This is a genomic window from Paenibacillus glufosinatiresistens (assembly GCF_031470375.1).
GTDB classification, from domain to species: domain Bacteria; phylum Bacillota; class Bacilli; order Paenibacillales; family Paenibacillaceae; genus Paenibacillus_AQ; species Paenibacillus_AQ glufosinatiresistens.
Genome location: NZ_JAVFHT010000007.1, coordinates 1 through 26,484, shown reverse-complemented (window position 1 = coordinate 26,484; position 26,484 = coordinate 1). Strand labels below are relative to the sequence as shown.

At 53.3% G+C, this 26,484-nt stretch carries 30 protein-coding genes and 1 pseudogene; 11 read left to right on the top strand and 20 right to left on the bottom strand.

All coding sequences use genetic code 11. The features are described 5' to 3' along the window. Nucleotides 1–119 precede the first annotated feature (119 nt). Nucleotides 120–551 (top strand): MarR family winged helix-turn-helix transcriptional regulator, encoded by a 432-nt coding sequence (locus RBI05_RS09900; protein WP_150457562.1) that lies wholly within the window; start codon nucleotides 120–122, stop codon nucleotides 549–551. 59 nt (nucleotides 552–610) lie between these two features. Here the strand turns inward: RBI05_RS09900 and RBI05_RS09895 are convergent, their stop codons facing one another. The 4 genes from RBI05_RS09895 to RBI05_RS09880 all read right to left on the bottom strand — a co-directional run bounded on the left by RBI05_RS09895 (nucleotide 611) and on the right by RBI05_RS09880 (nucleotide 5,658). Continuing rightward, complete coding sequence (locus tag RBI05_RS09895) at nucleotides 611–1,069, bottom strand: DUF3237 family protein (protein WP_150457563.1); 459 nt, start codon at nucleotides 1,067–1,069, stop codon at nucleotides 611–613. 28 nt (nucleotides 1,070–1,097) lie between these two features. Then, nucleotides 1,098–2,030 carry an alpha/beta hydrolase gene (locus RBI05_RS09890; RefSeq protein ID WP_310550969.1) on the bottom strand — a complete coding sequence of 311 codons (933 nt, stop codon included), beginning with the start codon at nucleotides 2,028–2,030 and terminating at the stop codon, nucleotides 1,098–1,100. 181 nt (nucleotides 2,031–2,211) lie between these two features. After that, nucleotides 2,212–3,537, bottom strand: a complete 1,326-nt coding sequence (locus RBI05_RS09885; protein ID WP_310550968.1) for an ABC transporter substrate-binding protein — start codon at nucleotides 3,535–3,537, stop codon at nucleotides 2,212–2,214. Nucleotides 3,538–3,558: 21 nt separating this feature from the next. Continuing rightward, entirely contained in the window at nucleotides 3,559–5,658 is a 2,100-nt protein-coding gene (locus RBI05_RS09880; protein ID WP_310550967.1) for a methyl-accepting chemotaxis protein, read from the bottom strand. A 303-nt stretch (nucleotides 5,659–5,961) separates the two neighbouring features. Here RBI05_RS09880 and RBI05_RS09875 point away from each other — a divergent pair, with 303 nt between their 5' ends. The 5 genes from RBI05_RS09875 (at nucleotide 5,962) to RBI05_RS09855 (ending at nucleotide 9,731) form a co-directional block, all read left to right on the top strand. Next, nucleotides 5,962–7,452 (top strand): peptide MFS transporter, encoded by a 1,491-nt coding sequence (locus tag RBI05_RS09875; RefSeq protein WP_150457567.1) that lies wholly within the window; start codon nucleotides 5,962–5,964, stop codon nucleotides 7,450–7,452. Between the two features lie 178 nt (nucleotides 7,453–7,630). Continuing rightward, nucleotides 7,631–8,086, top strand: coding sequence for a GNAT family N-acetyltransferase (locus RBI05_RS09870; protein WP_310550966.1), 456 nt, complete (start codon nucleotides 7,631–7,633; stop codon nucleotides 8,084–8,086). 23 nt (nucleotides 8,087–8,109) lie between these two features. Beyond that, nucleotides 8,110–8,508, top strand: a complete 399-nt coding sequence (locus RBI05_RS09865; protein ID WP_310550965.1) for a hypothetical protein — start codon at nucleotides 8,110–8,112, stop codon at nucleotides 8,506–8,508. Between the two features lie 59 nt (nucleotides 8,509–8,567). After that, the gene (locus RBI05_RS09860; RefSeq protein WP_310550964.1) at nucleotides 8,568–8,891 is read left to right on the top strand and encodes a hypothetical protein; all 324 of its coding nucleotides are present in this window, start codon (nucleotides 8,568–8,570) and stop codon (nucleotides 8,889–8,891) included. Nucleotides 8,892–8,969: 78 nt separating this feature from the next. After that, on the top strand, nucleotides 8,970–9,731 hold the full coding sequence (locus RBI05_RS09855) for a SagB/ThcOx family dehydrogenase (protein WP_150457570.1): 762 nt from the start codon (nucleotides 8,970–8,972) through the stop codon (nucleotides 9,729–9,731). 248 nt (nucleotides 9,732–9,979) lie between these two features. Here the strand turns inward: RBI05_RS09855 and RBI05_RS09850 are convergent, their stop codons facing one another. The 3 genes from RBI05_RS09850 to RBI05_RS09840 all read right to left on the bottom strand — a co-directional run bounded on the left by RBI05_RS09850 (nucleotide 9,980) and on the right by RBI05_RS09840 (nucleotide 12,358). Then, on the bottom strand, nucleotides 9,980–10,591 hold the full coding sequence (locus RBI05_RS09850) for a CatB-related O-acetyltransferase (protein ID WP_310550963.1): 612 nt from the start codon (nucleotides 10,589–10,591) through the stop codon (nucleotides 9,980–9,982). A gap of 17 nt (nucleotides 10,592–10,608) precedes the next feature. Further along, the gene (locus RBI05_RS09845) at nucleotides 10,609–10,908 is read right to left on the bottom strand and encodes an LbetaH domain-containing protein (RefSeq protein WP_310550962.1); all 300 of its coding nucleotides are present in this window, start codon (nucleotides 10,906–10,908) and stop codon (nucleotides 10,609–10,611) included. Between the two features lie 502 nt (nucleotides 10,909–11,410). Then, a complete protein-coding gene (locus tag RBI05_RS09840; protein WP_310550961.1) occupies nucleotides 11,411–12,358 on the bottom strand; it encodes an NADP-dependent oxidoreductase in 948 nt (315 codons plus the stop codon). Between the two features lie 100 nt (nucleotides 12,359–12,458). On the opposite strand from RBI05_RS09840, the gene RBI05_RS09835 reads away from it, so the two are divergent. Further along, nucleotides 12,459–12,854 (top strand): MerR family transcriptional regulator, encoded by a 396-nt coding sequence (locus RBI05_RS09835; RefSeq protein WP_310550960.1) that lies wholly within the window; start codon nucleotides 12,459–12,461, stop codon nucleotides 12,852–12,854. Nucleotides 12,855–12,888: 34 nt separating this feature from the next. Here RBI05_RS09835 and RBI05_RS09830 read toward each other — a convergent pair. Next, a pseudogene (locus tag RBI05_RS09830) lies at nucleotides 12,889–13,011 on the bottom strand (GNAT family N-acetyltransferase); the annotation flags it as partial. A gap of 205 nt (nucleotides 13,012–13,216) precedes the next feature. On the opposite strand from RBI05_RS09830, the gene RBI05_RS09825 reads away from it, so the two are divergent. Then, nucleotides 13,217–14,107, top strand: coding sequence for an alpha/beta hydrolase (locus RBI05_RS09825; protein ID WP_310550959.1), 891 nt, complete (start codon nucleotides 13,217–13,219; stop codon nucleotides 14,105–14,107). A gap of 59 nt (nucleotides 14,108–14,166) precedes the next feature. On the opposite strand, the gene RBI05_RS09820 is transcribed toward RBI05_RS09825, so the two are convergent. The 3 genes from RBI05_RS09820 to RBI05_RS09810 form a co-directional block, all read right to left on the bottom strand. Further along, nucleotides 14,167–14,703: a hypothetical protein gene (locus RBI05_RS09820; RefSeq protein ID WP_310550958.1), complete on the bottom strand. Its 537-nt coding sequence runs from the start codon at nucleotides 14,701–14,703 to the stop codon at nucleotides 14,167–14,169. 47 nt (nucleotides 14,704–14,750) lie between these two features. Beyond that, a complete protein-coding gene (locus RBI05_RS09815) occupies nucleotides 14,751–15,242 on the bottom strand; it encodes a discoidin domain-containing protein (protein WP_310550957.1) in 492 nt (163 codons plus the stop codon). 358 nt (nucleotides 15,243–15,600) lie between these two features. Next, nucleotides 15,601–16,203 (bottom strand): MarR family transcriptional regulator, encoded by a 603-nt coding sequence (locus RBI05_RS09810; RefSeq protein WP_310550956.1) that lies wholly within the window; start codon nucleotides 16,201–16,203, stop codon nucleotides 15,601–15,603. Between the two features lie 155 nt (nucleotides 16,204–16,358). On the opposite strand from RBI05_RS09810, the gene RBI05_RS09805 reads away from it, so the two are divergent. After that, nucleotides 16,359–17,132: an NADPH-dependent oxidoreductase gene (locus tag RBI05_RS09805; protein WP_310550955.1), complete on the top strand. Its 774-nt coding sequence runs from the start codon at nucleotides 16,359–16,361 to the stop codon at nucleotides 17,130–17,132. A gap of 126 nt (nucleotides 17,133–17,258) precedes the next feature. Then, entirely contained in the window at nucleotides 17,259–18,140 is an 882-nt protein-coding gene (locus tag RBI05_RS09800) for a GNAT family N-acetyltransferase (RefSeq protein WP_310550954.1), read from the top strand. 3 nt (nucleotides 18,141–18,143) lie between these two features. Here RBI05_RS09800 and RBI05_RS09795 read toward each other — a convergent pair whose 3' ends face one another. The 7 genes from RBI05_RS09795 to RBI05_RS09765 all read right to left on the bottom strand — a co-directional run bounded on the left by RBI05_RS09795 (nucleotide 18,144) and on the right by RBI05_RS09765 (nucleotide 23,060). Further along, on the bottom strand, nucleotides 18,144–18,419 hold the full coding sequence (locus RBI05_RS09795) for a DUF1048 domain-containing protein (RefSeq protein ID WP_310550953.1): 276 nt from the start codon (nucleotides 18,417–18,419) through the stop codon (nucleotides 18,144–18,146). After that, complete coding sequence (locus tag RBI05_RS09790; protein ID WP_310550952.1) at nucleotides 18,416–18,778, bottom strand: DUF1048 domain-containing protein; 363 nt, start codon at nucleotides 18,776–18,778, stop codon at nucleotides 18,416–18,418. Before RBI05_RS09790 ends, RBI05_RS09795 begins: the two co-directional genes overlap by 4 nt. Beyond that, on the bottom strand, nucleotides 18,775–19,083 hold the full coding sequence (locus tag RBI05_RS09785) for a PadR family transcriptional regulator (protein ID WP_310551080.1): 309 nt from the start codon (nucleotides 19,081–19,083) through the stop codon (nucleotides 18,775–18,777). Before RBI05_RS09785 ends, RBI05_RS09790 begins: the two co-directional genes overlap by 4 nt. A 456-nt stretch (nucleotides 19,084–19,539) precedes the next feature. After that, complete coding sequence (locus tag RBI05_RS09780; RefSeq protein ID WP_310550951.1) at nucleotides 19,540–20,100, bottom strand: DinB family protein; 561 nt, start codon at nucleotides 20,098–20,100, stop codon at nucleotides 19,540–19,542. Nucleotides 20,101–20,167: 67 nt separating this feature from the next. Next, nucleotides 20,168–21,115 carry a helix-turn-helix transcriptional regulator gene (locus RBI05_RS09775; protein WP_310550950.1) on the bottom strand — a complete coding sequence of 316 codons (948 nt, stop codon included), beginning with the start codon at nucleotides 21,113–21,115 and terminating at the stop codon, nucleotides 20,168–20,170. A gap of 46 nt (nucleotides 21,116–21,161) precedes the next feature. Next, the gene (locus tag RBI05_RS09770) at nucleotides 21,162–22,697 is read right to left on the bottom strand and encodes a tetratricopeptide repeat protein (RefSeq protein WP_310550949.1); all 1,536 of its coding nucleotides are present in this window, start codon (nucleotides 22,695–22,697) and stop codon (nucleotides 21,162–21,164) included. After that, complete coding sequence (locus tag RBI05_RS09765) at nucleotides 22,698–23,060, bottom strand: nucleotide excision repair endonuclease (protein ID WP_150457584.1); 363 nt, start codon at nucleotides 23,058–23,060, stop codon at nucleotides 22,698–22,700. It abuts the gene before it with no gap. A gap of 158 nt (nucleotides 23,061–23,218) precedes the next feature. Here RBI05_RS09765 and wsfD point away from each other — a divergent pair, with 158 nt between their 5' ends. Beyond that, entirely contained in the window at nucleotides 23,219–25,291 is a 2,073-nt protein-coding gene (gene wsfD / locus RBI05_RS09760; RefSeq protein ID WP_310550948.1) for a glycan biosynthesis hexose transferase WsfD, read from the top strand. Here wsfD and RBI05_RS09755 read toward each other — a convergent pair. Beyond that, on the bottom strand, nucleotides 25,272–26,123 hold the full coding sequence (locus RBI05_RS09755; RefSeq protein WP_310550947.1) for a helix-turn-helix transcriptional regulator: 852 nt from the start codon (nucleotides 26,121–26,123) through the stop codon (nucleotides 25,272–25,274). The genes wsfD and RBI05_RS09755 overlap by 20 nt on opposite strands. Before the next feature lie 205 nt (nucleotides 26,124–26,328). Further along, a partial coding sequence (locus RBI05_RS09750) for an IS3 family transposase (RefSeq protein ID WP_310550946.1) occupies nucleotides 26,329–26,484 on the bottom strand: 156 nt, incomplete at its 5' end.

Sequence of the window (26,484 nt, the reverse complement as noted above, 5' to 3'; positions counted from 1 at the left end):
GTTAGAATTCTAACAGTCAATCGGAATCGGGCCCTTTTCGGATCGGGCTTTGACATTTCTAACACCTGCACGTAGATTTAATGATAAGATTCAATGCCTTTGGCAAAGGAGAAGAAGACATGACTGCATCCACTTCGCCGACCCCTTACTCCGACTTGATCCGCGACATCGGCATGAAGATCCGAAGCCTCGCGAATACGCGTCTGTCCGAGCTCGGGCTGAATTCCCAGCAGGGACAAATGATGGGCTACATATTCGAGCATCAGCACCGCGGCGTCATCCAGAAAGACCTGGCCGACCACTTTAACCGGACGGGAGCAAGCATCACCAGCATGCTTCAAGGACTGGAGCGCAAAGGCTACATCAAACGGATTATTCCCGAAGACAACGAGCGGCAGAAACGGATTTATCTGCTGCCCAAGGGCAGCGATCTCGTCGAAGAATTCAACGCCATCTTTCGGGATGTCGAGCACAAGATTACCGGCGGCCTCACGGGAGAAGAGCGCGAGGAATTCCTGAATCTGCTGGTTAAGGTGAAGTCGGCCCTCTGACCCTAACAAGCCCGAAGCATCCGCCGCGCGGATCTTCGGGCTTATTTACTCTGCATGATTCAGCTTGCGCCCGGTGAGTTCCCTGCCGGCTTGAACGAAGGCAGCGCCCGGTAAATCCGGATTTCAACTCCGGGTTCCGACTCCCGGCCTTCCCCTGCCAGCAGATCTTCATTCAATCCAGCAAGCGCGGCGCTGTTCGTAATGATCTTGGGGCAGGTGCGGAATAAGGCACCGGAATCCCCGCCGCCGAACTCCCCGTTATTCTCGACATAGATTTCGCAGGGCTGGCCCGTATAATCGGTTCCGCGAAGCATATACCTGGCCGACAAGCGGGGCCGGCCGCTTCCTTTCTCCATAATCTGGGTGTCGATTCCTCCGTCGAGGATCACACCCTCGAAGTAAGGCCCTGATGCGCTTCCGCTGAATGCTATCATCGTGACGGAGCTTCCGTCGGGGCTGTGCAGCTCCGTCGTCTGGCCGATCTTCACCTGAACGGTGAACACTTCCTCCCACTCCATCCGGGTTCCTCCTTCCGTGTCCGTCCCTTTACTCCTGCTCATGCTGAAAGGGCGTTCTCTCCATGACCGGAGCATGCAGGAACGCCGCCAGGAACCTCTCGGTGACGTCCAGCACTTGCGGGCTCCAGACTCCCGGACCATGCTCGGCGCCCGCCACCTTGTAGAACCATACCTGCTGCCCGTGTTCCTTGAGCGCCTTGTACAACTCGATACTCTGGCTGACGTGGACGACAGAGTCGCGGTCGCCGTGGACAATAAGACAGGGCGGAAGCGGCCGGTCCAGGTTCTGATGAAGCGGACTGGCCTGCCGGGCCAGTTCCTGCCGCTCCTGAACCGGACCTCCAAGCAGCAGCCCTTCCGGAGCATCCGCGGCATTATGATCGAGAATATCGTTGTACTGCCCCAAGGTCAGGATGTCGGTTACTCCGTAGTAATCCACCACGGCGCATACGTCATCGGATTGATCCGGATACAGGCCGTTGGCATGCTCGCCCGGCGTAAAGCCGGTCATGAGCGACAGATGGCCTCCCGACGAATCGCCCCATACCGCCACCCGCCGGGGATCAATCCCGTACTTCTCCGCATGGCTCCGCATGAACCGGATGGCGCATTTTATATCCTCGAGCGCAGCCGGATAACGGGCCACATCCGTATCGCGAATCTCTACACTCGCCATGACGTACCCCTTGGCTGCAATCCGGGAGAGATTCGGCAATGCGGCGTACACATTCTGCGGCCGCCAGGCTGATCCCTGCACAAAGACGACCAGCGGGAAGGTATAGCCGTTTCTTACAGGCGCGATAATCTGCACGCTCCGCTTAAGTCCTTCATAATCGGCATAGACCACATCGGGCTCGTAGGTACAGGGGTAGTCACTCCCCTTCTCCGCAAACTCCGCATACAGAATTTGTGCTCCTTCCGGCATTTCACGGGCCGCCCGGTACGCCGCCTGCTGATCCATGCTTCAACAACTCCTCGTCTCGATTTGGAATCCGCTTTCATTATACGACCGGGCGTTCTCCAAAAAAAGAAACAATCGAAAGGAATATCCCCCCTCGATTGTTTCATCTGACTTCATCTCTCCTTCCGACAGACTCGAGAAATGAACTCACGGTGCTGTATTCCGTCTTCCAATTTGCCGTCTACCGGTCCTTTCCGATCACTTCCCGCCTTGCCTTCTGCCATTTGTCGTTCAGCTTGGCGTATTCGGCCTCGATATCGGAGGACAGCGCAATCTCCCGGATCAGGCTGCTGTCGTCCAGTTGAATTTCGGCGGCCGAAGAGATCCGGGAGAAGAGCTCGTCGGTCTTGACCGCACTCAGCATCTTGGGATGATAGGATAAGAACTCCTTGATCTGGGGAATAGAAGACTCTCTTGTCTTAAGCGTCGGAATATATCCCAGTTGATCCGCCATATCCGATTCCTCGATGAGAAATTTGATCCATGCCTTGGCGGCAGCCTTATTGGGGCTGTTCTTGTTGACGCCAAGAGAGTAGTCGGGGTTTAAATAGGCGTTGGGCGTTCCCGTCTCCGAGACCGGCAGCGGCATAAATCCGATATCTTCCGACTTAACCCCGGTATCCGTCTTCTCCAGAACCTGTGCAATGGCCCAGTTGCCCAGGTAATACATGGCTTCGTTTCCTTTGGCGATTTCGGATTTGGATTGTTCCCAGGTATCCCCGAACAGATCGCTCTCCGCGTAGCCTTTCTGCACTATGGTGCGGATCACCCCATAGGCTTTGCCGATTTCCGCATCTTCGCGGAACGGCCGATCGGTTCCGGTCATGTACTGGAGCCGGGACTCATCTCCTGTAAGGATGGGCGACATGGAACCGCCCCAGTTCGTTAAGGTCCATCCTGACGAGAAGCTTAAGTGCACCGGCGTAATTCCGGCTTGCTTCAGCTTCTCGCAGGCAGCATAGAATTGTTCCCGGTTGGTCGGAACGGATGTGATACCGGCGGTTTTAAATGCTTTTTTGTTGTAGATGATGCCCACGGCGGACACGCCGATGGTAATTCCATAGGTTTTTCCCTCATAGGCGTTGTTATTGTTGAAGTAGAGATTCTCCCCCAGCCCCAAGTCGTCCAGCGGTTCAAAATAGTCCCCCAGGTTGCTCTTGTCCATGTCCAGCGGCAGAATCAGAACATCGCCGTAATGATTGCTAAGAATCTTCACCCGTATGTCTGTGGCGTAGTCGTTGAGCGACGTGACGTGAACATCGGTAACCGCCGGATACTTCTTCTTGAACTGATCAACATAGCGATTATAAAATCCGTTCTCGACCAAGTCCGGCCGATTGGAGATAAACGTAATCTCTCCTCCGATCCCGGAGGAGGCAGCCGACGGAGAAGCAACTTTCTCCCGCTGCGCCGCCTCTTTCCCTGTCTCCGAGCGCTGACAGCCCGCAAGAATCAGGGAGAGCGCCAGAATAGCCGCGAGCCATGACGAATAAGGTTTCCTTGCCATATCCATTCCTCCTGTATGGGATTACATCCTGAATAATGCCAACGATTTTTGCAACGATTCCGCTAGCTTGTCCATCTCTTCCGATAAACCGACCAGCCGCTTGCTCATCTCCAGCTGTTCGGCGCTGATGGAGGCAACTTGCTGGGAAGAAGCCGATGTCTCCTCGGATACTGCACTGACATTAGAGATTGACTCGTTCAATCCCTGCTGAGCCCGGCTCAGCTCTTCGACCGTGCGGGTGACCTCTGCGGATCTATCCATAAATTCATCCATCTGGTCCTTGACGCGAACCAGAATGCGGTTGGTATCTTGAACCGTGGCCGTCTGGGCTTGATAGAGCGGGTAAGCTTCCGTCAGGATTTTGACCGTATCCTGCATCTCCTCCTGCACTCTCCGGGTGATCCCTCCCACAATTTCAATAGACTGCTTGGACTGCTCCGCCAATTTGCGGATTTCATCGGCTACCACTGCAAATCCCCGGCCCGCTTCGCCGGCACGCGCTGCCTCAATCGTGGCGTTCAAGGAGAGAATATTGGTCTGCTGGGTCATAGCGGTCATCGTATTCAGAATTCCGGCAATGGAAGAAGTACTTTCCTTCAGCGCCCCAACCTTGTCCATCATCTCCCGGGTAACCCTCTCGGTGGACCGGGTCTTCTCTATAAGATCACTCATATATCGGGTTCCCTGCTCGCTGATCGCATTCACCTCGCCGGCCGCATCATTCATCTCCCGGTTGGAGAGAACCACCTTCTCCATTTGCAGGCTTATGGCAGCGGACAAGCTATGACTCTTCTCGGCCTCAATGGCAAGCGAAGCCGCTCCTTGAGCAATCTGTTCCGTGGCCGCCGTAATTTCCAGAGCCGCTCCCGAAGATTGCTTGGAGGAATCCGTTAAATGCTCGGCTGTGGCCGATACCTGGTGCGCCGATTCATCCGTCTGCCGGACCAGCGCAGCCATGCTCTCCATCATCGCGTTGAACCCCTCGCCCAGTTGGCCGATCTCGTCCTTTGTGCGAATCGGCGCACGCACGGCCAGATTGCCGCGGGCGCCCTCGGCCATCAGCCTCTTCAGCCGGATGAGCGGGTTGGCAAAGATTCGAATCATTACATAACCCAGTCCCACGGAGAGAATGGTAGAGACTATCAAGATAACGACAACGAACGCCAGAATTCGCTCGGCGCTGGAGAGCAGGTCACTGACCCGCACTTCGCCTGTCAGGACCCAACCCGTAACGGCCGATTGATCGTAAATTTCCAGATAGCGTGTGCCGTCTGAGTGGGTGGCGGTGAATATCCCCTGGCCCTCAAGCTTCCCTGTTGCGCCATCCAATTGCAAGAACGGCGACTTCCCGCCAATGCGGCCCATTTCCTTGTCATACACAATCGCCTGCGTCGCCGGGTCCAGCATGGAGACGCCGCCTTTGCCCTCCTGACTGGAAGTCGTTAAGGTCATGCCGGCCAGCTGCGAAGACAGCGCTTCGATCTTGATCTCAATCAGGATCACGGCTACCGGACCGTCATAGTTGCGGAGAACGCGCGCAAGTCCGATACTGTTTTTCCCGCCCACAAAGCCCTTTCTGGACGGAAGCCATACCTCTTCCCCTTGAGTCCGAGTCACGGCGCCGAACCAATCCGGTTTCTCAAGAGAGGCCAGGTTCAAGGAATAGGTGGAGGCGGCTGCCGAGCCGTCCGGATGAAAGAGCGTAATTCCGTTCAGGTTGTCTACAGAAGACATCGTCTTCTTCATATAGCCCACCAGATCACTCTGCTTGTTCATATAGTTCAGCGAGTTGCTCGGCATCCCCATGTACTCCGTCAGCCGCTTCATGAAATCGACATCGGAAATATACTGCAGGGAATACTCTCTGTACTTGTCAAAGACCAGGTCCAAATTTTGGCGCGCCTGAACCAGAGTCTGCTCGGAGGAATGCGATACCTCGTCCAGAATCGAGTCTTTGGCAATCCGGTAGGATTGAATCCCTACGACGCTGACCATGACAACAACGGTTGTAAAAAAGAATAAAAACAGCTTGGCCCCCAAGCTGTTTCTGGGATCAATCACTCCCTTTAGGCGTGAACTGCGCCCTCCCGGCGCAGACGTCTCTTGCCGCCTGTGATCCATTTATCAACACCTCCGTAAATTTCACTGACACCCAGGGTTAATTTCGGAGATAACTCTTATCTTTTAAATATAAAAATTTCGTTGTAATTCCTTGCACTTTCTGCCGTTTGGTTTCACAAATTTGATCCATTTATGTCATATCCATTCTCTGTCCAATGATGTATACTATTTATTTTGAACCCTCTTTATCTTCCGTTCGGGTAATGGAAGATAAAAATGACTGATAAAGGGTACTTTATGGGTATTCTTACTAGGGGATCTTTTTGCAGCAGACTATCGGTTACCATCAAGGGAGGACACAGCATGGCGGGTTTAGACAAGCAGAAAATTGCGGAGAGTGTGCCGCAGAAAGGATTTTTCGGACATCCTAAAGGGTTGTTCACTCTGTTCTTCACGGAATTTTGGGAGCGCTTCTCCTACTACGGAATGAAGGCTATCCTTGTTTATTATATGTACTACGAAGTCAGCCGGGGCGGCCTTGGCATGGAGGAGAGCACGGCTCTCGCCATTATGTCCATCTACGGTTCTCTGGTCTATATGTCCGGAATTATCGGCGGCTGGCTGGCGGACCGGATCTTCGGCGCCTCCAAGGCGGTCTTCTACGGCGGTATCCTGATTATGCTGGGCCACATCGCGCTGGCGATTCCGGGCAGCGTTCCGCTGTTCTTCATCTCCATGGTGCTGATTGTGCTTGGTACCGGCCTGCTGAAGCCGAACGTATCCAGCGTTGTCGGAGAGCTCTACACGGAACAGGACTCCCGCCGCGATGCCGGGTTCAGCATTTTCTACATGGGCATTAACCTGGGGGCGTTCCTGGCTCCGCTCGTGGTGGGTACCGTCGGCGATTACAACTTCCATCTCGGCTTCGGCATCGCCGCCGTCGGCATGCTGCTGGGTCTGGTTATCTTTGCTTATACCAAGAAGAACAATCTTGGACTTGCGGGCACGAACGTCGCCAGTCCGCTGTCCCCGTCGGAACGCAAGAAGGTGTTCCGCAATATCGGAATCGGCGCAGCCCTTCTGGCTGTCGCGCTGGCCGTCACCATTCCGCTCGGCCTGCTGACCTTCGACTCGCTGATCGTGATTGTCGGCATTCTGGGTATTCTGATTCCGACGATGTACTTCATCGTCATGTACCGCAGTCCGCGCACCACCAGTGTGGAGCGCTCCAGACTGATTGCCTATATTCCGCTGTTCATCGCCGCCATTATGTTCTGGGCGATCCAGGAGCAGGGCTCCACCATCCTGGCGAACTACGCGGATAAGCGGACGCAGCTGGACTTCGCCGGCATTCATATCAAGCCCGCCTGGTTCCAGTCGCTGAACCCGCTGTTCATCATCACCCTGGCCCCGGTCTTCGCCTGGTTCTGGGTGAAGCTCGGCAAGCGGCAGCCTTCCATTCCGAAGAAGTTCTCTTTGGGCCTGCTGTTCGCCGGATTGTCGTTCCTGGTCATTCTGCTGCCGGCTTACTTCGGCGGCGAAGATTCTCTGGTGAACCCGCTGTGGCTGGTACTCAGCTATTTCATCGTCGTCCTCGGAGAATTGTGCCTGTCTCCGGTAGGTCTGTCGGCGACAACCAAACTGGCGCCTTCCGCCTTCTCGGCCCAGACGATGAGCCTGTGGTTCCTGTCCAGCGCGGCAGCTCAGGCTATCAACGCGCAGATCGTGAAATTCTACTCGCCGGCTACCGAAATGGTCTACTTCGGCGTTATCGGCGGAGCGGCCATCGTGCTCGGCATTCTGCTCTTTGCGCTGTCGCCGAAGATTCAGGGCTATATGAAGGGAATTCAATAAGCCTGGCCGCCTCTGAAGCCGCCCCCCGGAAGAAGCGAGATTCGTCTCCGCTTCTTCCGGGGGGCGGCTTTTTTATTCTTCTGCGGATAGGCCCGGACGCCTTGATTCAAGCGCAGCCAAGAGGACCGGTAAAGGTGATATGATAAGGATAACGCCATACCCGAAAGAAGGGATTCTATTGATTATCCAGTCCTATTCCGCCGAGGATTTCCAGGCCTGTGTCCGCTTGTTCATTCAGGTGTTCCGTCAGCCGCCCTGGAAGGATCGTTGGAACGAAGCTGACGCGGCCTGTTATCTAAGCGATTACATCCATACCCCCGGCTTCCGGGGAATCGTCGCGAAGGAGGGAGACCGCGTTCACGGGCTGATCTTCGGATTCCGCAAGAGATGGTGGAGCGGCGACGAGTTCTACATCCACGAAATGTGCGTGGACAGCGGTCTTCAACGGACCGGAACCGGAACGGAGATGCTGCGCCATCTGGAGAACACCCTGAAGGACGAGTCGGTAAGCCGAATTACCCTGTTGACCGATAGGGGAATTGCCGCCGAGGACTTTTACAGAGCGAACGGATTTGAGGAAATCGAACGGTTAATCTTTATGAACAAAGAGCTTGGAGAGGGGAATATCCGTTGAAGCGTCCAAGAAGGCCAAGAAGAATGGTCATTCTGCTGGTGCTCGTTTTGCTGATCGGCTCCGCCGCCGCCGGTTCGCTAATGGTCTATGCCAAGCCGGTACGGGCTATATTGGTAGATTATTCGAGCATGAACGAAATCGGCAACCGCATCTATCTGGAAGCCGGTCTCCAGATGGAGGATACCCTGGCGTCGAACCTCCTGACCCAGGCCGAAGCAGCCGAGGATCAGGTGGCGGAGGTGTTCGGCAGCCGGGTCTCTGCGCCCTACTTAATCTTCGCCATAACGCCCAAGACATGGAACCGATATGCGAGAACCCGACCGGACAAACCTATTATTACCCCTGGAGAAATTACATTGTCATCGGTCCTGAGGGACTCAACGAGAATGTCATTTCGCATGAATTCTCGCATGCCGAGTTGAGGGAACGGCTTCACAACAAGAAGAAGGTCCCGGCCTGGTTCGATGAAGGATCAGCCACCATGATTGACGGCAGATACCCGGACAGCGAAGAGGTGTGGAACGAACAGACGAACGATGGCCGGCAGCCATTCAATATGGACACGCTGGATTCGCATCGGGACTTCGATTATGGAACCCCGGAAGCCTACCTTCATTATAACTTGGCATGCCACGAAGTGACGCGTTGGTACTCCTTGGTCGGAAGCGAGGGGCTGACCCGGCTCATCGACGAGCTCAATAACGGCAAGAAATTCGGGCCGCTGTACAGGGAGATCGAAGGCATAAGGGCTGGTTCCGGCGCGCAGCCCCGTTCATTCCCGGCATCCAAGGCCCCGGCCAAGTGACTCCGGTCACTAACAACGCGGCAGAGAGGTGTATACTGGGTCGGGTACAGCGATTACGCACGGGAGGAATTCTACAGCATGGGACGATATGAACAGCAGCGAAATTTCCTGAAGTCCAACTTTCTGGAGTTCAAGCACGTGAAGACGGACAAAATCAAGGGTCTGCCGCAGCCCCCGGCCGTCAAACCGTATTCTTCTTCATCCGTTATCGTCGATCTGCCGGAATTTAGCGGGGACATTGCGGGGCAGGCCACGGTCTATGACTGCATCAAATCCAGAAGAAGCACCCGCTTCTACGCGCAGGAGAGCCTGCGTCTGGAGGAATTATCCTATCTGCTCTGGGCCTCGCAGGGAATTACCGGAGCGACCAAAGGCGGACTTATGCTGCGGACGGTGCCGTGCAGCGGTGCTACGCACACGTTCGAGACCTATCTTTTTATCACGCGGGTCGAGGGCATTCCCCAGGGGGTCTACCGGTATTTGCCGGTGGAGCATAAGCTTCTCTTCCTGTTCGAGCTGGATGAGATTGATCAGAAGATTGATGCCATCACCCTGGAGCAGCCCTTTGTTCCGAACTTTGCCAAAAAGGCAGCTGTCCTGTTCGCCTGGAGCACGACGCCCTACCGTTCCGAATGGAAATATGACATCTCCGCCCACAAAAAAATCTTGATCGACATCGGACATGTCTCCCAGAACCTTTATCTCGCGAGCGAGTCCATCGGCGCAGGAGCCTGCGCAATCGGGATCTACGACCAGAACCTGATCGACGACGTATTGGGGCTGGACGGCGAGGAAGAATTCGTGCTGTTCTTGAGTGCGGTCGGGAAGAAGAGGGAATAAGTCTAGCCGTTTATTCCCCTCCTTATAGCGTATAAAAAGGGCCCGGTGGGCCCCTTTTCCTCCTCTTGCCTCACAGGCGCTTAGCAGCAGACACGAAGACAGCAAAGCCCCGAGGTACCATTGACTTGTTCTCATAATCGTTCATCCTTTACTGTCATCCATATTTTCCCTCATCCCCATTCTAGCCGAGCACACCAAAAAAGACATGCAGTAACCTCACATGTCTTCCTGGTCTTCATAAACGATAATTAAGCGTTAACCGGAGCGAACTTGGCGAAAAAGGCTTCATTGTCGCCGAACAGCTTGAAGTTCTCCTTAATCTGCTCGTCGGGCCAATTCCACCATTGAACTTCATTCAGAATTCGAATCTGCTCCTCGGAGAAACGGTAGCGTTGAACCTTGGCGGGAACACCTACGGCCACGGCATAATCGGGGATATCCTTGGTTACAACGGCATTAGCTCCAATAATGGCTCCGTTGCCGATGGTTACGCCCGGCATAATCACTACATCCGTACCAATCCATACGTCATGGCCGATATGAACCTTGCCGTTCTTGGATATCTCATGCAGCTTGAGGGTCTCTCCGGGATTCATGATTCCCGGAACATTCTCGGGCGGGATACACACATCTTTATTGACATAAAGAAAAGTATGGGTGGTAATAAACTCCGTAGGATGGTTAGGGACAATCTTGGCTCCGGGATTAATCGAACAGAATGCGCCGACTTCAGCCAACAGACCGTTATCGTCGATCAGATGCTGATAACCGTAAGAGTACTTGCCTACCTTTACTCCCGTTATTACCTGATCCTGTATAGTTCTCGGTTCAGCCGTTCGATTCGGCAATAATACGACCATATAGTGAATATCCTTCTTTAAGCCGTAAGACGCCAATTGGTTCGAGATGGCGGGATAGTGCGAACTGCCACTAAGATAAAGTCGGTTGGCTCGGTCTGCTTCAGAACTTCAGGATCAAGCACCGGAAGCTCCGCTACCCTCTTTCCCCACATCGAGGAGTTGTTATCGACGAAATAAACCTCGCCCTCCCACTGAAACTGCTTCAGTACAGACAGAGACATCTTCCCGATTCGTTTCGTTCCGAAAATATAAATTCGTTTCTTGGTTCTCAAAAGATCAAGAGCATCCAGGATGCTGTCCAAAATATCCTCGTACAACTCAATTCCTCCTTACAAATTATGTATTACCTCTTAGTTATCGGATGAAGGATATGGATTGTGAAGAAAGAACAGCCGATTTTAAGACATTGCCCCTGTAACACTTTACATATTTTTCCATAGGTAATGTTGATAAGCTTAATGGATTACTGATTCCCTGGGAAAAGGGTGAAGGGATATGATCATCACGTTTCGCGAATACCAGGAGGAAGACTTTACGAAGGTCCGCGATATGCTGTCTGCGTGTTTTGGATGAACGGGACCTACGACAGTTGGGGAGATACCGTTGGAATCTGGGAAGAAGAGACGGGCAGAGTAGGGGCGAAGCCTTCTTTCAACTCCGCCACCCGCTACCCTCGGCAGTAATAGAAGAAATGTTTCTCTTTGCGGAAAAGCATTTGTCTGTACAAGAAGCGGATCGTCGGCTCTTGTTCGCCCTTTCTCTGCATCTTCTCGGTTCAGACCGCGCCAAGCCTCCGGTCCGGTCTTATACCCGTGGCGGTCAAGGCAGAAGAATCAGCTTGCCGCGGGCCTGGCTTCCTTCGCTGATGGCGAGCGCCTCCCGCCATTCTTCAAGCGGGAACGTCCGGGCAATCGGTATAGTGAATTTGCCTTCTGCGGCGTACCCGGCGAATTCTCCCAGGACCTCATAGTGCGTCGAACGGTCCTCTGCCGAGGTACGGACCCCAAGTTCCGCAGCGGCGGCGAAGTCGCTGATGGTTTTGACCCGAAGCGGATCGCCGCCGGCGATCCGAATTAGATCCGGCAGCGAACCGCTGGGCGGGGCTGTGTCGAGGACCCTGTCTACAGGCTGTCCCGTCCATGCCCACACCCGCTCGGCCATTCCTTCTCCGTACGGGATTACCGCGGCGCCCATCCTTCTTAATGGTTCGCCGTAGGTTGCACCGGCAGCGGCAATAACCCGAACGCCCCGAAGCAGGGCAATCTGGACGGCGGCGAACCCAACCATGGTGCCGGCTCCGTGCACGAGCAGAGTATTGCCCTCCTTAACCTCCAAGTATTCCAGGCTGCGGAAGGCGGTCTCGACCACCATAGGCAGCGCCGCCGCCTGAATGAAGTCCAGTCCTTCCGGGATGCGGGCCCAGTGATCCAGAATCGCCCGGTCCGACGCGCCCGCGATAGGGGCTCCGGCATAATCCGCACTGCCCAGCACGGCATCCCCTACGGCAACATCGGTGATGCCCTCGCCCACCGCTTCTACAATTCCGGACACATCCAGACCGACTCCGCAGGGCAGCTCGCCGGCAAATAATCCCCGGCACAGCGCCCAATCGGCCGGATTTAACCCGCAAGCCTTCACGCGGACCCGTATACGTTCCGGTGCCGGATCCGGAACCTCCGCCTGTTCCAGATGCAAGACCTCCGCCGGTTCGCCGTAACGGTTAAAGCGGAGCGACCGGGTCATTTCAAGGTTCTTCAAATCTCCCATGATTCCATTTCCTCCCTTTGGTATAGTTAACTGGGGTGCTGCTACCCGATCATAAACGATGAAGTTAACTTGAAGGAAAGAGGCGAAAGGAGAGAAGGGGATGAAAATTAACGAACTTTCCGAAAAGACAGGTTTAACGCCCCCTACCATACGCTTTTATGAAAAAGAGGGTTTGTTGGACGACCGCCATGTTCAGCGGTTGGAGAACAATTACCGTGATTATTCCGATGACGCCGTCCGCCATCTGAACTTGTTAAAAAGGTTCCAGAGCGTGGGCTTCTCGCTTGACGAACTGAAAGAGATCAATCAGGAGACGGCCGGGAATCAATTCACCCTGGCCAAGTCTATCGAGGTCCTTCGCAACAAATTGTTGGAGATCGAGCGCAAAAGAGAGGAATTCGATCAAATCTACCGAACGCTGGAGGAAATGCTGGGGCACAAAGCGGCCATGATGAAGGATATCGAGGGAGGAACAGTACGCCGCACCAGCCTATAAAAGCGCCTGTCGCCCGGCTCCGCACCGCGAACGAATATTTGAAGGGTTCATGAAACGGAGTCTCATAGCTGCCGATCAACCATTGGAACAACCCTCTATATTCGTCAAGCGATGGAACGTCCATGTGCAGATACGTGAACAATTCGGGATGCTGCATAAGCTCGAAGGACTCCATGAGATCTTCCTCCGTATACGGGCGGATGATCAGCCGTTCGGACTCCAGACGCATCCGGGATAATTCAGGGTACATCAAAGTTCCTCCTCATTCTTTCTCTACAGTCTGATAATTAAGCCAGGTTCTGTCACCATTACGGGATACACTATAAATAAACCGGCAGGAAGATTAAGGAGGAGAACATCCGATGTCCAGAGAACAGCGTCAAGCACTCGATAAAAGCCTGCGGCAACCCCGGCCCGCCAAGCCCCGGAGCCTTGAAGAAATGCGTGCGGACTTCGCCGCAATGATGGCAGCCATGTCCGTACCCGGGGACGTCCGGACCGCCCCGACAACGCTTGGGCAGCGCCCCGCTGTGAGAGTGGAGCCTGAACAGGAAGCCCGTCCCGGTCTTATTCTTTATTTTCATGGGGGCTCATATATTATGGGCTCCCCCTATACGGCCATGTCTCTTACCGCGAGTCTGGTCAGCAGAACTAGGGTACCGTCTCTCTCGCTCGATTACCGCCTGGCTCCGGAGCATCCGTTCCCTGCCGCTCTGGACGATGCTCTTGAAGCCTATCGCGAGCTTCTGCACAACGGGATGGAGGCATCATCCATTGTATTCGCCGGCGATTCAGCCGGCGGCGGAATTGCCGTCTCAGCCTGCCTGATGGCACGGGCTGCCGGGCTGCCGCTGCCGGCTGCGGTGGTGATGTTCTCTCCAGGTCTGGACCGGACACATTCCGGGGACAGCATCGACAGCAAGGTGGGGCTCGACCCGTTCTTTACCCGTGAGAGCTTTGCTTGGACAGATCAGCTGTATCTCGCCGGGCAGGACCCGACTCACGAACTGGCGAGCCCCGCCAGATTTGCCGATCTCGCCGGATTCCCGCCTCTCCTGCTTCAGGTCGGCACGAATGAGCTGCTTCTGGATGACTCTACGCAGTTGGCTGATCGGGCACGAGCGGCGGGCGTGGATGTCATCCTTGACGTGACCGCCGGTGTTCCGCATGTGTTCCAGGCCTTCACGGGGATACTGGATGAAGCCGATCAAGCGCTGGACCGGGCCGCCCTCTTTATTGCACAGCATCTTTGATCTGCTTCCTCCCGCCTCTAACCCCGCTGATAAGGGGTATACGGCTTTATTGCTGTAGTTCAGCGGCTTGACTCTTTCATTTCCGTCCATGTCAATTCGGTCTCGCCCTCCTCTTTATAAGCAATAGCGGGAAAGTCTGTTCTGCTCTCACCTATGCGTTCAATAATCAGATGGTACGGCTTCAGTCTCTGATGCCAGTCGCCGTCTTGCCTTGTGGAGACAGAATCGGACAAATAATTATTGATGATCGTGTGTAATTCTTCCTTGGTTAAAGTCGAGTCATAGCCAATTCCAATCTGGAATACAAGACGGCTTGGGTCGGATGCATAACCGACCAGCGTAACGCCTTGCTCCTCTTTCAATTGGCTGGAATGAAGGGCAAGGCTCTTATTGATAACCGAGAAGTCACCATTCTTACCGGAGTCCTGGCAGCCCGTCAGTGTGACAAGGATCAGCGCACTCACTGCCACCAGGATTTGCTTTCTGTCCTTCATTCCGTATTCCCTGCCTTCTGCGTATACCGCCTTATTATGTAATTTATTGGGTTTCGCTTGTGCTAATTGTATCAGCAGTTCTCGTCGATGATCAAGAAACATAAATCATGCCCTCCATATATCCGTTAGGATACATAGAGGGCATGCAATCACGGGTTAGCTGCTCCGATCACATCTACATTATAAAGCGAATAGCCCCAGTTCGTTGCTCTTTGAATTCCATAAACCCTTACAAACTGCGCATTTGTAGGACTGAAGGTGATATCATCAATCCCGCCGTCACCTGTTGCGGTCGAATAGACATCCGTCCAATGGACAGCATCGCGGGATACTTGAATTTTATACGCTTTTGCATACGCTGCTTCCCAGTTCAGCTTCACCTCGCTCACCAGATAGTTTCCGACAAGGTCGATGAATATCCATTGCGGGTCCGAGTATTGAGAGGACCAACGGGTGGCCGCATCGTTATCGAATGCGTGGGCCGCCGTAAAGCCTTCTTCCGCAGAGCTTGCAAATGCCGGCTTGTTGACGGCAACACTGTGCGGTTCTTCGGAAGCGAGCGCTGGCCGCCCGAATATTGTGCAGGATACCAGAACAGTTAAGGCCGCAGCTAACGTTACGATTCTCTTTTTCATAAACATGGTTGGATTCCTCCTCTATCCTATTTTCTCCTGATCCGATTTTCTCTTTTGGGCCGCATTCTTGGAGTATCTATGTAAAGGGTGTGAAGAATTCAAGCTTCTCCCCTTGTTTGATCGCCCAATTATTTTAATTTAATGTTATATGTTTCCATAATTTTCTGTCAAACCGTCTAATTTCTTTATTTGGTTATATCCAATCATTTCGGCTTTCTTTCCCTCTTTTTATCCAATTATTGCATGTTTACTTCCAAATAACTTCAGTTTATTCCATTTTTCTGGACCTGTTATGAAAATTATTAGTTTATTTTTGTTATAAATCAATAAAAGTTATTATTCATTTGCAAATCAAAAAGGCACCTCAACGGGTGCCCTGCTTGTGTGTTATATCTTGACGTATCATTAAATCGTTTCTGGGCTGTTCCTCCAGGATAGGGGACGCCGCAGGCTGCTGCACAGGTTCCTTATCATGCTGGAGAAAGGAATGGGATGTAACATGGTTCATAAAATCCCGGATGAACATCAGCTGTTCCTCTGTGTATTTCGCCAGCAGCCGAGCCGCGCCGGCCTGAACGCGTTCGTCGAACTGCTCGTGCAGCTTGTAGATGAGATCACCCTTTACGGTCAGCTCAAAATATAGTTCCTTCTTATTGTCCGGAAGGGTCACGAACTTAATCAAACCCAGCGCTTGAAGCCGCTTCGTCAGTTTAGAAACGGTCCCCTTGGGAATGTCGAACCGGCTCGACAGCGCACTTCCGTTCGCCCGGCCGAGCTTGCCAATCCCATCCAATACATGAACCATCATAAAGGTCATCTCGCTCAATAGGGCATGCACCTGTTGATCGGTGACCTGCGCCAGCAGCCAAGCCTTTTCCTCATCGTCTTCCTGGTGGATTTTCTTCGCAAATTGCCCAAATGCTTCGAACACTTCTTGAAGCAAACGTTCATCATGAGGCTGGCTCATGCTTCCTTCTTCCTTTCAATCGTAGGATTGTCCTTAGTATAACAAATCCCTTCCCAGCGCGTAATTATTGTTTCCGAGAAACAATATTGACAGTACCGTCCGCCGGTGCTATATTGTTTCCAGGAAACAAAAAAACAAAAACGGGAGTGACCGCCGTGAATAAATGTTCTGCTTCCGAGACGAATGAAGTTCTGGCAACCATCATGAACCATCGCTCGATCCGTAAATTCAAGAATATCCCCCTGACCACGATGCAAATCGAAGCGATTGTCCGGGCCGCCCAAATGGCCTCTTCCTCCAGATTCATGCAGGCCTACTCGATCATTGGACTTACCGATCCTGCCTTAAAGCACGAACTTAGCGAAATTACGAAGACACCGTATATGGAGGAGAACGGGCACCTGTTCATCTTCTGCGCAGACCTTCAGCGGCTCACTCTTATGGCAGCCGAGCAAGAGAAGAAGGGGATGCGGATCATGCTCGGGAGCTCCGCTCTCTATCCAATCGCAGTTACCGACACAGCGCTGGCGGCACAAAACGCCGTCTTGGCTGCCGAATCGCTCGGACTTGGCGCGGTCATTATGGGATCGGTCACCCAGGATATTCGGTGGCTTGACCGGATGCTGTCTCTTCCGGACTATGTCGTTCCGCTCTTCGGCGTTGCTGTCGGCGTACCGGATCAGCAGCCTGAGATTAAGCCCCGTCTTCCGCTGGAAGCCGTTTACTTCGAGAACTGCTACCCGTCTGAAAGGGATTTACAGGCCCACATCCAAGCGTACGACGATGACATGCGGCACTATTACCAAAACCGCAGCGGGAACAATCGCAACGCCTGCTGGTCGCGAAGCCACATCGAACTGCTTAAGTTACCGATACCGCTCGACGACATGACCGAGTACTTGCACGGCAAGGGTCTGAATCTTACCTAAGAGAAAAACGACTTTACGACGCTGCGATAACTTCAAGCGGCAAATAGAGTTAAATCTGTTCTTTCCATGGATTATAAAAAAACTCCATGTTACCTTATTTCCTGTAACATGGAGGAGGATGCAAAGATGACTATAACGCTAAGAAGATACAAGTTGCTGTCCGATTTCGCAAAGGTCTCTCAGTTCATGCGATTGAACTTCAAGAAGTATCAGCTCGGAGGGAATGTCCCGCAGCCTTTCTGGGAATACGCGCATACCCATCCTTATTTCAACCATTCTCTGACACACCGATTTGGCATCTGGGAGGAGGGAGATGAAATTGTAGGAGTTGCATGCTATGAAATGGACATCGGCGAATGTTACTTTTCCACCAAAGAAGGATACGAATTTTTAAAACAAGAAATGCTTGAATATGCCGAGGTGGAGCTTTCCAAGAAATCGGAGGATCATTCCAGCCTCGATGTGAGGGTATACGATTACGAGGAATCATTAATTCAGTCCCTTGTCCAGAAAGGATACCGCAGAACCTACCGTGAGCCGATCCGGATTTATAATTACAGTTCAGGCTTCTCCAAGCGCAAATTACCCGAGGGATTTACCCTCATCACTTTAGAAGACGAGAATGATCTGCGCAAAATAAACGACGTCATCTGGCGAGGATTTGATCATGGAGACGAACCGGACGATGACCTGGATTCCAGACTGCTCATGCAGAGCGGTCCGCATTTCAGAAAGGACCTTACCGCAATTATAAAAGCTCCCAATGGAGAGTACGCCTGTTTTGCCGGAATGTGGTTGGATGGTGTGAACGATTTTGCCTATCTTGAACCTCTAGCTACAGATCCGCGATATCGCGGATTAGGGCTGGCCACGGTAGCCGTAACCGAGATGATGAAGCGTACGGTGCCGCTGGGAGCTACCTATTGTTTCGGAGGCGCGCCCGGCTTCTACCCTAAAATCGGCTTTGAGACGGCCTGCAACCGGGATTTGTGGTCGAAAGTGTGGTAGCCGCTAGAGGCTGCTCTCCTTGATGAGATCGTCGCAGAAAGCCGCTACGTCTCTGCCCGTCACTTCAAGTACGCCTTTGCCCATGCCCGCGCCTTCTTCAAAAAGATCAAGGATTCCTGCGAGCAAATCATTTCCCTCGGTCACCTCGGCAGGGCCTGCTTTGAAGAGATACTTTTGTATCTCTGCATAGACCGTCTGATATTCCCGGGGGAGCGCCTTAACACGCGCTACATGCGCTCTCCATTTCTTTTTGCCTTCGAAGATATTCCGCAGGGTCATTTTTTAGCCCCCTGTCCATTTAGCTTTTTGGCAATCCTGTGGTTAAGCTGCTGGCGCCATTTGTCTCGATAAGACTTTGCCCCTTCATCGCCGGCCAGTACGGAACAGAAGCCTCTGATATCGTTGCCTAATGCCTCTTGCACAGTCTGTCCTTCCATCGCCATTTCTTCAAGCAGGCCAAGCGCACCGTCAAGAATGGGCATAAGGTTACGGCCGCTGAAATCAGCGTACGTCCAGAGATTGGCCTGAATCTCCTCCCATGCCGCCAAATAGTCCGCCGGGAGCTTGGCGGCTCGCCATTCCAAAGCTTTCATTTCTTTGACCATGTCGCTTCCCGTGACCTTCTCCCATCTATTCATTGCTTCTCCTCCTTTAACTCGCTCATTTTGGAGGATAGGAACCCCCATCTTTCCCAGAATTTCCGCAGCTCCTCACGTCCGGCATCATTCAGCGCGAAGAACTTTCGCGGCGGTCCCATATCAGAGGGCTTCTTGGTGATCTCCACCAGCCGATTTCTCTCAAGCCGGACCAGGATCGTATATACCGTTCCGTCCACAACTTCGGTGAAACCAAGGGCGTTCAGCCGCCGGGTGATTTCGTAGCCATAGGTTTCCTCGCGGTTTATCATTTCAAGAACACAGCCCTCAAGCACGCCTTTTAGCATTTCCGTCAGGTTCTCCAGCAAAATCACTCCTTGCGTGGTGTACGACATATACTAAGTAATACTTAGTACTGCTATAAAGTAACACATAGTAGTGGGCGAGTCAATCCTTATGCGAAGTGCACCTGTCCGATCACACTGACTTCAATCTGGCGGCGCAATTCATCGAGCGGAATCTCAAGCGGCGCATTCCCGGCGATGCCGGCATTAAAAAGACCGCCCTCCTCCCTGAACAACAGGTTGGATGGGCGATCTTCGACTTTCCTCTTTCCTAATCGGACTCATCGTCCGGCTGGCCGTTTAGAATGACCGGCATGATGCTCTCCCGAAGGAGATCATTCCGCCCTCTTCTTCGAGGACTTGAAGAGCCGCTGCTAATATTTTGTCATAGGTATTCATACGCCCATTATAGCAGTACTATATTCGAGTGTTCAGTACCTTGCCAGGTTCACCGCTGCCTTAACCGTGCGCCTCTCTCCAGGCGTCGTCCAGACGTCCCTTCTGAAGCAAATGATGGCGATAATGCATCTCGGTCAGCCTGAACCATTCCAGCGCGTTCAAGCCGCCGAATCGCGGATGGAGAACCGTATAGGGCGCCGCCTCCTTGCCCGAATCAAGCTCCGCCGTGATCCTAGATTCGATCTCCTCCATTCGGCGCAGCGTTTCCCGCAGCCCCTCCGCAAGCTGCCCCTTGCTCTCCGGCTGCGGCGGCGTATACTGCGGAGACGGGGGAACATGGACGCGGTCCGGCGGGAAGCTCCCCGCCTTGAACACTTCCTCTCCCGCCTTCGTCTTGCCCGCCTGCGACACTTCCGTGCTCTCGCCGGGTTCCAGGCACAGGGCGGCGTTCCGTAGCTGCATGAACTGTGCGGAACGGATTAAATGCATGTACATCTGACCCAGCGACCACTCGTCCTCCGACGGCTTCCAGAGCAGCCGCTCCAGGCTTGAACTCTCCAAATCGCGAATATACCCGCGGACCGTCTCTTCGAATTGTCGCAGCGTTTCCTTCGTATCCATTACCGAATCCAGCTCCTTTATCCTTCAACTGAACCCAGCTTACAAGAACGCCACTGACAGCTGTCTGTCAGTAGTGTTCGAGCATGTTTTGGATTTCTTCACGCACCCGTTCGCGCAGCGATTCCGGCTCCAGCACACGCACCGCCGCTCCCCATCCAAGCGTCCATTGAAGGAGGTCTTCCACCCGCCGGACACGGAACGTTGCCAGTCCCCTCTCCTCCCCCGGCTCGAACGACTCCATATAGAAATTGTCCGATTCCTGAATCCGGTCCGCAATGGAGGGATCGACCGACAGGCGCACGGTCACATTCCGGTCATCGGCAGCCCGGTGATTCCGGAATTGAAAGCCGGGAGCAACCTGGAAGGAATCTTCCAGAACGGCAAGTTCGTTCATGCGGGACAGCCGAAAGTGCCGGATGGCGTGCCTCAGCCCGCAGAACGCTACGAGCATCCATACGCCTTGGGACAAAACAAGCCCGTACGGATCAACCGTCCGCTCGTTATGGCGATCTCCGTCTGAATCCGGCAAATTCTTGGAATAGCGGAAACGAACCTTGCGTTTCTGCAAAATCGCATGCCGCAGCTGCTCGAACGTCTCTTTTTCCCGGCCTCGCATCTTCGACCCTTGTTCATTCAGCAGCCGGATCGAAGACCGGAGCCGCGCGGTCTCTTCACGTACATTCTGCGGAAGAATCGCTTCGATCTTCTCCTGCGAGGCGCGGGCTTTCGCGCCGTATTCCGCATCCAGCCTCATCTCGACGAAGTCCGCTCCGATGAGCAGCGCCACCACTTCTTCCGCCGTGAAGCTGACAGGAGGGAGAAAATAACCCTCCATTAAGGAATAGCCCACCCCCGGCGCACCGGCCACCGGAACGCCGGCTTCGCTCAGCGCCTGAACGTCCCGGTAAATTGTACGGATACTGGTCTCGAACTTGGCGGCCAAATCCTCGGCCCGCAGCACGCCCTTGCGCTGAAGCTCGATGACGATGGCCAGCATCCGTTCGGTTTTGTTCACCTTATCCGCTTCCTTTCCGGCCGGATTCTCTCAACCTTCCCGATAATCAACAGTTCAACAGCGCCAGAGCCTCTTCATTATCCGGCTCCAGCTCCAATAGCTTTTGCAAGTACTCCTTGCCCTCCTCGATGAAGTCCAACTCGAAGCAGCAGATGGCCAGGCAGTAATATACCGTGGAGACGACCTCATCCTGCTGTTCCTCTACGGAAATCTCCAAATAGAATTTGGAGGCTTCATACCTATCCATCTCGAACAGAACAAGCCCGGCATCGAGCGCCAGATCATACCGCTGCTCCATGATATAGTACGACGACCACATCCGCTGAATGCCATGAAGCAGATCCTGCTTCTCTTCATCATTGGACTCCGGAAGCAGGGCGGAAATGCGCTTTGTACTCTGAATGAAGAATTCCGCATCATAGCCGCCCAGACGCCAAAAGCTCAGGATCTGCTGCATCCCCATGCTGTCCAGATGGAGGTCCACCCACCATTTCATATTAAAAAAGTCATCCGGGCCAAAGCGCTCCATCCAGCGGCGGTAAGCTAACCGCAGATTGGGATAATCCAGCGGTTGATTCAGGTGGAGGATCGCGCCCACATTGATATTTTTATAATGATGAGGAGGGAATAACGCCATTGCCCCTTTTTGTTCATAGACATATTGAATCGCGTGGTAGTTAGCCGTTAAGGAGAAGCTTCCATGGAGCACCAGCTCCGGCGGTTCCGCGAACTTCCAATTATCCAGCAAGTGGTCGCCTTTGTCTGCGGTGATCAACACAAACCCTGATAGGGATAACCGATTCAGCCGCTCCAGGCAAGCGATGCCGGCCGCAGGGAACAGGAAATGGGAGTCTTCCAGCTGCTCCTGATAGAGAGCAATCACATCGCGGTAAGGATACGTCTCCTGCTCGTACTGGGCCGCCCGCCGGTGCTCATAACGCAGCTTGATCTGCTTCAGCCATTCTGCGGGCTGCAGGGAAGCCTTCGATTCCGATTGTTCCACGTACACATCCGCTTCATAGACTTTGCCATCGCCGATGTAGAGCAGTTCCTGCGGAATGCCATCGAAGAAGTAGTTCGCCACCACGATTAACGGCTGCTGCAACTTACCCTCATCAATCGTAATTCCGGATACCACTAGATGCAGTACGGAATCCTGCACGGCATCAAATCGCGCGAAGTCCAGTACGCCCTCGGCAATGAACCGCTGAAGCGCCGGGTGCTCTCTCCACGCCTGAACGTTGTTCATCGCCAGATCCGTCATGATATAGCAGAACGGAGGCAGGGAAATGCCGGCATAATCGATGAGCTGAGTCAGCTCGATCAACACATGGAACGCCAGCCGTCCCGCGCCTGCTCCAAGCTCGACGATATACACGGGCTCCGAGCGATCTCCCGCAGCCGCCCGGTCTTGAAGAAGCCCAAAGATCATCTCGGCATAAGCCGTAGCGATCATGGGATTACTCGTTATATATTGGGGAACCTGGTCATTGTTCCATGCTTTTGTCCCCTTCTCTTCATAATACTCCCGCTGGGCTTGCCAGATTGGCGCTTCACTGTAACGATAACGAGTACCTTTCATTTAGGCCTGCCGGAAAAACACTTTGTCTTCGTTATACTTCGCTTTGCCTTCGTTAATGAGATACGTCTCATAGATTTCTCTATGGACCGGATCTTCTACGATGCACACTTCAATCTTGGTGACTTCATCTCTGTGCATTCGGATCGGAGAGACGGAATCCTCAAAATGCTTTTTGATTCTCGGTCTTAGCTTTCTGGCTTTGCCGACGAACAGCAATTCGTCGTTCTCGTTGTAGAACATGAAGATCCCGCCGAGCTCTCGGGTAATCAGGTGAAACTCGGTGAAGCCGTAAATGTTGCTTTCCTGGGGATCGATTTTCTTCGTAATAGTGACATTCGGTTCCGGAATAGTAATCTGGATCATGATCGTATACATCCTTTGTCTGTATTTGATAGGCCTTACAAGATATCATTATACCCCACTTCTTGCGAATGACGTACAAGGGTACTATGGCTTCCCTGCCACCGCTTTGTTAGAATGTTTCAAGAACAACCATTTCAAGGATATAAGGAGCGGTCTCTTTGCTTAAGTCTATCCGAATACGCAGCCTGGTCCTTTATATTTCCTTGGTCATTCTCATTTCGGTACTGATCTATGTTCCGGTCACCCTGGGGCTTGCCGATAATTCCGACTTTAACCGGACGATGAGAGCTTTTGGACTGACTTCCAGCAGCGGGATCAAGTATTGGAGTGCTGATTATCTATTCAAAATGGCGGATCCTGCCAGTGTATGGCAGTATTTCATCCATATTTTCCTGCCGGTTACCGGTAACCCTGCCGAATATTACTCCACGCAGTTCATCTTTACGAAGATCGCGTTATTCCTGAACGCCTTGAGCGCCCGGCTCCTTCATCAGGCGCCGGATGTGTTCCATCTTGTTTTTCAGACGGTCCAGTATATTGGGATCTACGCCCTGGCCTTCTTCTTGTTCATGAAGGAAAAGTGGAGACCCCGCGCCTATGCCGACCTTGCCGTTAAGGCTGTATTTGCGCTGATCTTCCTGGACTGCGGTTATTTGGTCTATTTCAATTCCTTGTACGGAGAACCGACGACGCTTATCTTTCTGCTTCTTTCCTTCGTCCTGCTTCTGTACTTGGAGAAGAACAAGACGGCCTATTGGATCTATGGCGGCCTGATCCTGTCTCTCCTGATGTTCTCGGGGTCCAAATCCGCCAACTTCCCTTCCGCCCTGCTGCTGTGCGTCCCTCTTGTCTACGCTATCATCCGGAAGGAAGGACGGAAGAAGAAGATTATTCTCTGCACCCTGATCGCGGCGATGCTCGGCGCCTCTTACAGCTATGTAAGGCTCATCCCGGATTGGATGAAGAACAGTACGACCTTCCAATCGGTGTTCTACGGTGTATTATACGATAACCCATCGCCCGGGAGTGCCGCCCGGGAACTGGGCTTGCCCCGGGAACTCGCCGGCTTCGAGTCCATGACCGCATACAACTGGGCATCCTTAAGTTCCGGTCAGGCGAAGGATACCGACTTTCAGACGTTGTTTTTTGACCGCATCAGCCAGACGGGAATCATGAAATATTACCTCGCGCACCCGGCCTTCTTCGCTGAAAAGCTGGATATGAGCGCCGAGGCCGCTCTGCCGCTTCGCCCTACCTATTTAGCCAATGTCCATCTGCCTTCCCAACAGGCGGATTTGATCTTCGATAATCGAATGAATGTTTGGGAGAGCATCCGAAAGCAGTTTTCCGGGTGTGCATCGGTATTCTTCGGTCTGATCCTGGTGCTGTCCGTTATCAACGTGGGTGCTCTGCTGAGGACAAAAGCAGGGACCTACCGCATCCTGCTGCGGCTTGCGCTGCTCGGGGGCGCTGCGGGGCAATTTCTTGTACCCATTCTGAATAACGGGAACGCCGATCTGCAGAAGCATATGTTCTTGTTCAATGTCCACTTCGATCTTCTGATTATCGTTCTGCTGCTGGACAACCTGGATCTGGGGAACCGCATCTTCAAATGGATCGGCGGCGTCACCGCGGCGCTCCTCCTTGCGATCTCCTTCTATTCAAGCAAGCCGGAGACGTTAACCTTGGGCCATCAGAACGGTCATCCGATTCAATGGTACGTGCTGGAGAAGAAGAACGGCTGGACCAAGGTCATCGCCAAGGATGCTTTATTCCGCAGCGCATATGGGACGACTTCTAATGATTATACGCAATCCGGCATACAAGACAGTCTGAACGCGAAGATGGACATCTGGTTCACGCAACAAGAACGGACCCGTATCCGGCATTCCGAATATGAAGCGATTGCAAGTGAGGCCACCAGGCAGCAGGCGGATGCCGGAGACCGGCCCCATTACTGGTTCTCGCCGATCAAATATGCCGCTCAGGACAGCGGCCGGGCATTCCGGCATCGGTATTCCGCTTATCTGACGCTTCCTTCGGTAGACGATGCCGAGCGGCTGTTCCGCCTGTCGAAGAGCGCTTCCGTCTTGCCCGTCGATTACTGGCTCTCCACGCCTTACTACAGCAGTACCGATCAAACGCGGATGGTGTCCTCCGATTATCAGGTCTATTCCCGCAAAGTCGATGCGAAGCTTGGGGTGCGGCCGGTTATGTGGGTCCGGCAGTAAACGCGGAGAGAAGTCCCTTCATTTTATCCGCAGTAGATCCATCCAAAGGAAGGTTAACGGTAACCTGAAGGTCCACGGCGTCTGTCGCCCGGAAGGACAGATGCCCGAACCGAAGGGAACCGGCAATCGGATGATGCAGCAGCTTCTCACCTTCCGGCACATTTATCACTTGATGCAGCGGCCACCATTCCCGGAACTCCTTGCTGTTCTGGTGCAGGTCCTCAATAAGCTCCTCCCACCCGGGGTCCCCGACGGCATGGGCATAATTCGCCCGGAACTGGGCCAATCGATGTCTGGCATTCGTCTCCCAACTGTCACCGAGCATCCGCCTTGCATAATCCGCAGTGAACAGACGCCATAACGAATTTCTCTCTCTTGCCGGCATGGCTTCGTAATCTCCGAAGACAAGAACCGCAGCCCGGTTCCACGCGACGACATCCCACCTTGAATTCACGACATAGGCCGGGCATTCTCCCTGTCTGTCCACAAAATCCTGCATCAGCCGGCTTACCTCATTCTGCGGGGCATGAGCATTCGGCGGTACGTGGCCTGCAGCCAGCAAGAAGAGATGTCTGCGCTCAATGTCGCTTAATTGCAGCGCCCGGGACAGGCTGTCAAGCACCTGGGTGGATACCTGGATGTCTCTCCCTTGCTCGAGCCAGGTGTACCAATCCACACTGATGCCGGCGAGTATGGCCACCTCTGCCCGGCGAAGCCCCGGGGTCCGCCGTCTTCCACCGGCAGGCAGGCCTGCCTGCTCCGGGGACAGACGGGCCCGCCGGGTACGGAGAAATTCCGCCAGTTCCCCGGTCTTCTCACGTTCCTCCTGCATGTGATCCCTCCTTCCTGTCATTCTCCGTCATCTGGGAGTAACACTCCTAGGTTCATTCCCTCTCTCGTTATCCAATCTCCTCGATTATATACTGAACAAAGCTCATGATCACAGGAGGAGAGACGCTATGAATCAGGAAAAAGCACCTTTATTCGATTGGAACAAGATGGTCAAGACCCCATTTAGTGGACATTGAAAAAAACACCTAGGTTGCAAGCTGGCGTCGGTACTCTACTGGCGTCAGTTTGTTTAATTTACGCTGTGGTCGTCTTCGGTTGTAAAACCGTATGTATTTCTCGATTCTTCTTTGTGCCTCAGCCATTTTTCGGATATCATAAGGATAGAGTCCTTCCGTTTTGAG

Coding starts and splice junctions, on each gene's coding strand:
- RBI05_RS09900 (WP_150457562.1), top strand. CDS start 120: ATGACTGCATCCACTTCGCCGACCCCTTACTCCGACTTGATCCGCGAC.
- RBI05_RS09895 (WP_150457563.1), bottom strand. CDS start 1,069: ATGGAGTGGGAGGAAGTGTTCACCGTTCAGGTGAAGATCGGCCAGACG.
- RBI05_RS09890 (WP_310550969.1), bottom strand. CDS start 2,030: ATGGATCAGCAGGCGGCGTACCGGGCGGCCCGTGAAATGCCGGAAGGA.
- RBI05_RS09885 (WP_310550968.1), bottom strand. CDS start 3,537: ATGGCAAGGAAACCTTATTCGTCATGGCTCGCGGCTATTCTGGCGCTC.
- RBI05_RS09880 (WP_310550967.1), bottom strand. CDS start 5,658: ATGGATCACAGGCGGCAAGAGACGTCTGCGCCGGGAGGGCGCAGTTCA.
- RBI05_RS09875 (WP_150457567.1), top strand. CDS start 5,962: ATGGCGGGTTTAGACAAGCAGAAAATTGCGGAGAGTGTGCCGCAGAAA.
- RBI05_RS09865 (WP_310550965.1), top strand. CDS start 8,110: ATGGTCATTCTGCTGGTGCTCGTTTTGCTGATCGGCTCCGCCGCCGCC.
- RBI05_RS09860 (WP_310550964.1), top strand. CDS start 8,568: ATGATTGACGGCAGATACCCGGACAGCGAAGAGGTGTGGAACGAACAG.
- RBI05_RS09855 (WP_150457570.1), top strand. CDS start 8,970: ATGGGACGATATGAACAGCAGCGAAATTTCCTGAAGTCCAACTTTCTG.
- RBI05_RS09850 (WP_310550963.1), bottom strand. CDS start 10,591: ATGGTCGTATTATTGCCGAATCGAACGGCTGAACCGAGAACTATACAG.
- RBI05_RS09840 (WP_310550961.1), bottom strand. CDS start 12,358: ATGGGAGATTTGAAGAACCTTGAAATGACCCGGTCGCTCCGCTTTAAC.
- RBI05_RS09835 (WP_310550960.1), top strand. CDS start 12,459: ATGAAAATTAACGAACTTTCCGAAAAGACAGGTTTAACGCCCCCTACC.
- RBI05_RS09825 (WP_310550959.1), top strand. CDS start 13,217: ATGTCCAGAGAACAGCGTCAAGCACTCGATAAAAGCCTGCGGCAACCC.
- RBI05_RS09820 (WP_310550958.1), bottom strand. CDS start 14,703: ATGTTTCTTGATCATCGACGAGAACTGCTGATACAATTAGCACAAGCG.
- RBI05_RS09815 (WP_310550957.1), bottom strand. CDS start 15,242: ATGTTTATGAAAAAGAGAATCGTAACGTTAGCTGCGGCCTTAACTGTT.
- RBI05_RS09810 (WP_310550956.1), bottom strand. CDS start 16,203: ATGAGCCAGCCTCATGATGAACGTTTGCTTCAAGAAGTGTTCGAAGCA.
- RBI05_RS09800 (WP_310550954.1), top strand. CDS start 17,259: ATGACTATAACGCTAAGAAGATACAAGTTGCTGTCCGATTTCGCAAAG.
- RBI05_RS09795 (WP_310550953.1), bottom strand. CDS start 18,419: ATGACCCTGCGGAATATCTTCGAAGGCAAAAAGAAATGGAGAGCGCAT.
- RBI05_RS09790 (WP_310550952.1), bottom strand. CDS start 18,778: ATGAATAGATGGGAGAAGGTCACGGGAAGCGACATGGTCAAAGAAATG.
- RBI05_RS09785 (WP_310551080.1), bottom strand. CDS start 19,083: ATGCTAAAAGGCGTGCTTGAGGGCTGTGTTCTTGAAATGATAAACCGC.
- RBI05_RS09780 (WP_310550951.1), bottom strand. CDS start 20,100: ATGGATACGAAGGAAACGCTGCGACAATTCGAAGAGACGGTCCGCGGG.
- RBI05_RS09770 (WP_310550949.1), bottom strand. CDS start 22,697: ATGAAAGGTACTCGTTATCGTTACAGTGAAGCGCCAATCTGGCAAGCC.
- RBI05_RS09765 (WP_150457584.1), bottom strand. CDS start 23,060: ATGATCCAGATTACTATTCCGGAACCGAATGTCACTATTACGAAGAAA.
- RBI05_RS09755 (WP_310550947.1), bottom strand. CDS start 26,123: ATGCAGGAGGAACGTGAGAAGACCGGGGAACTGGCGGAATTTCTCCGT.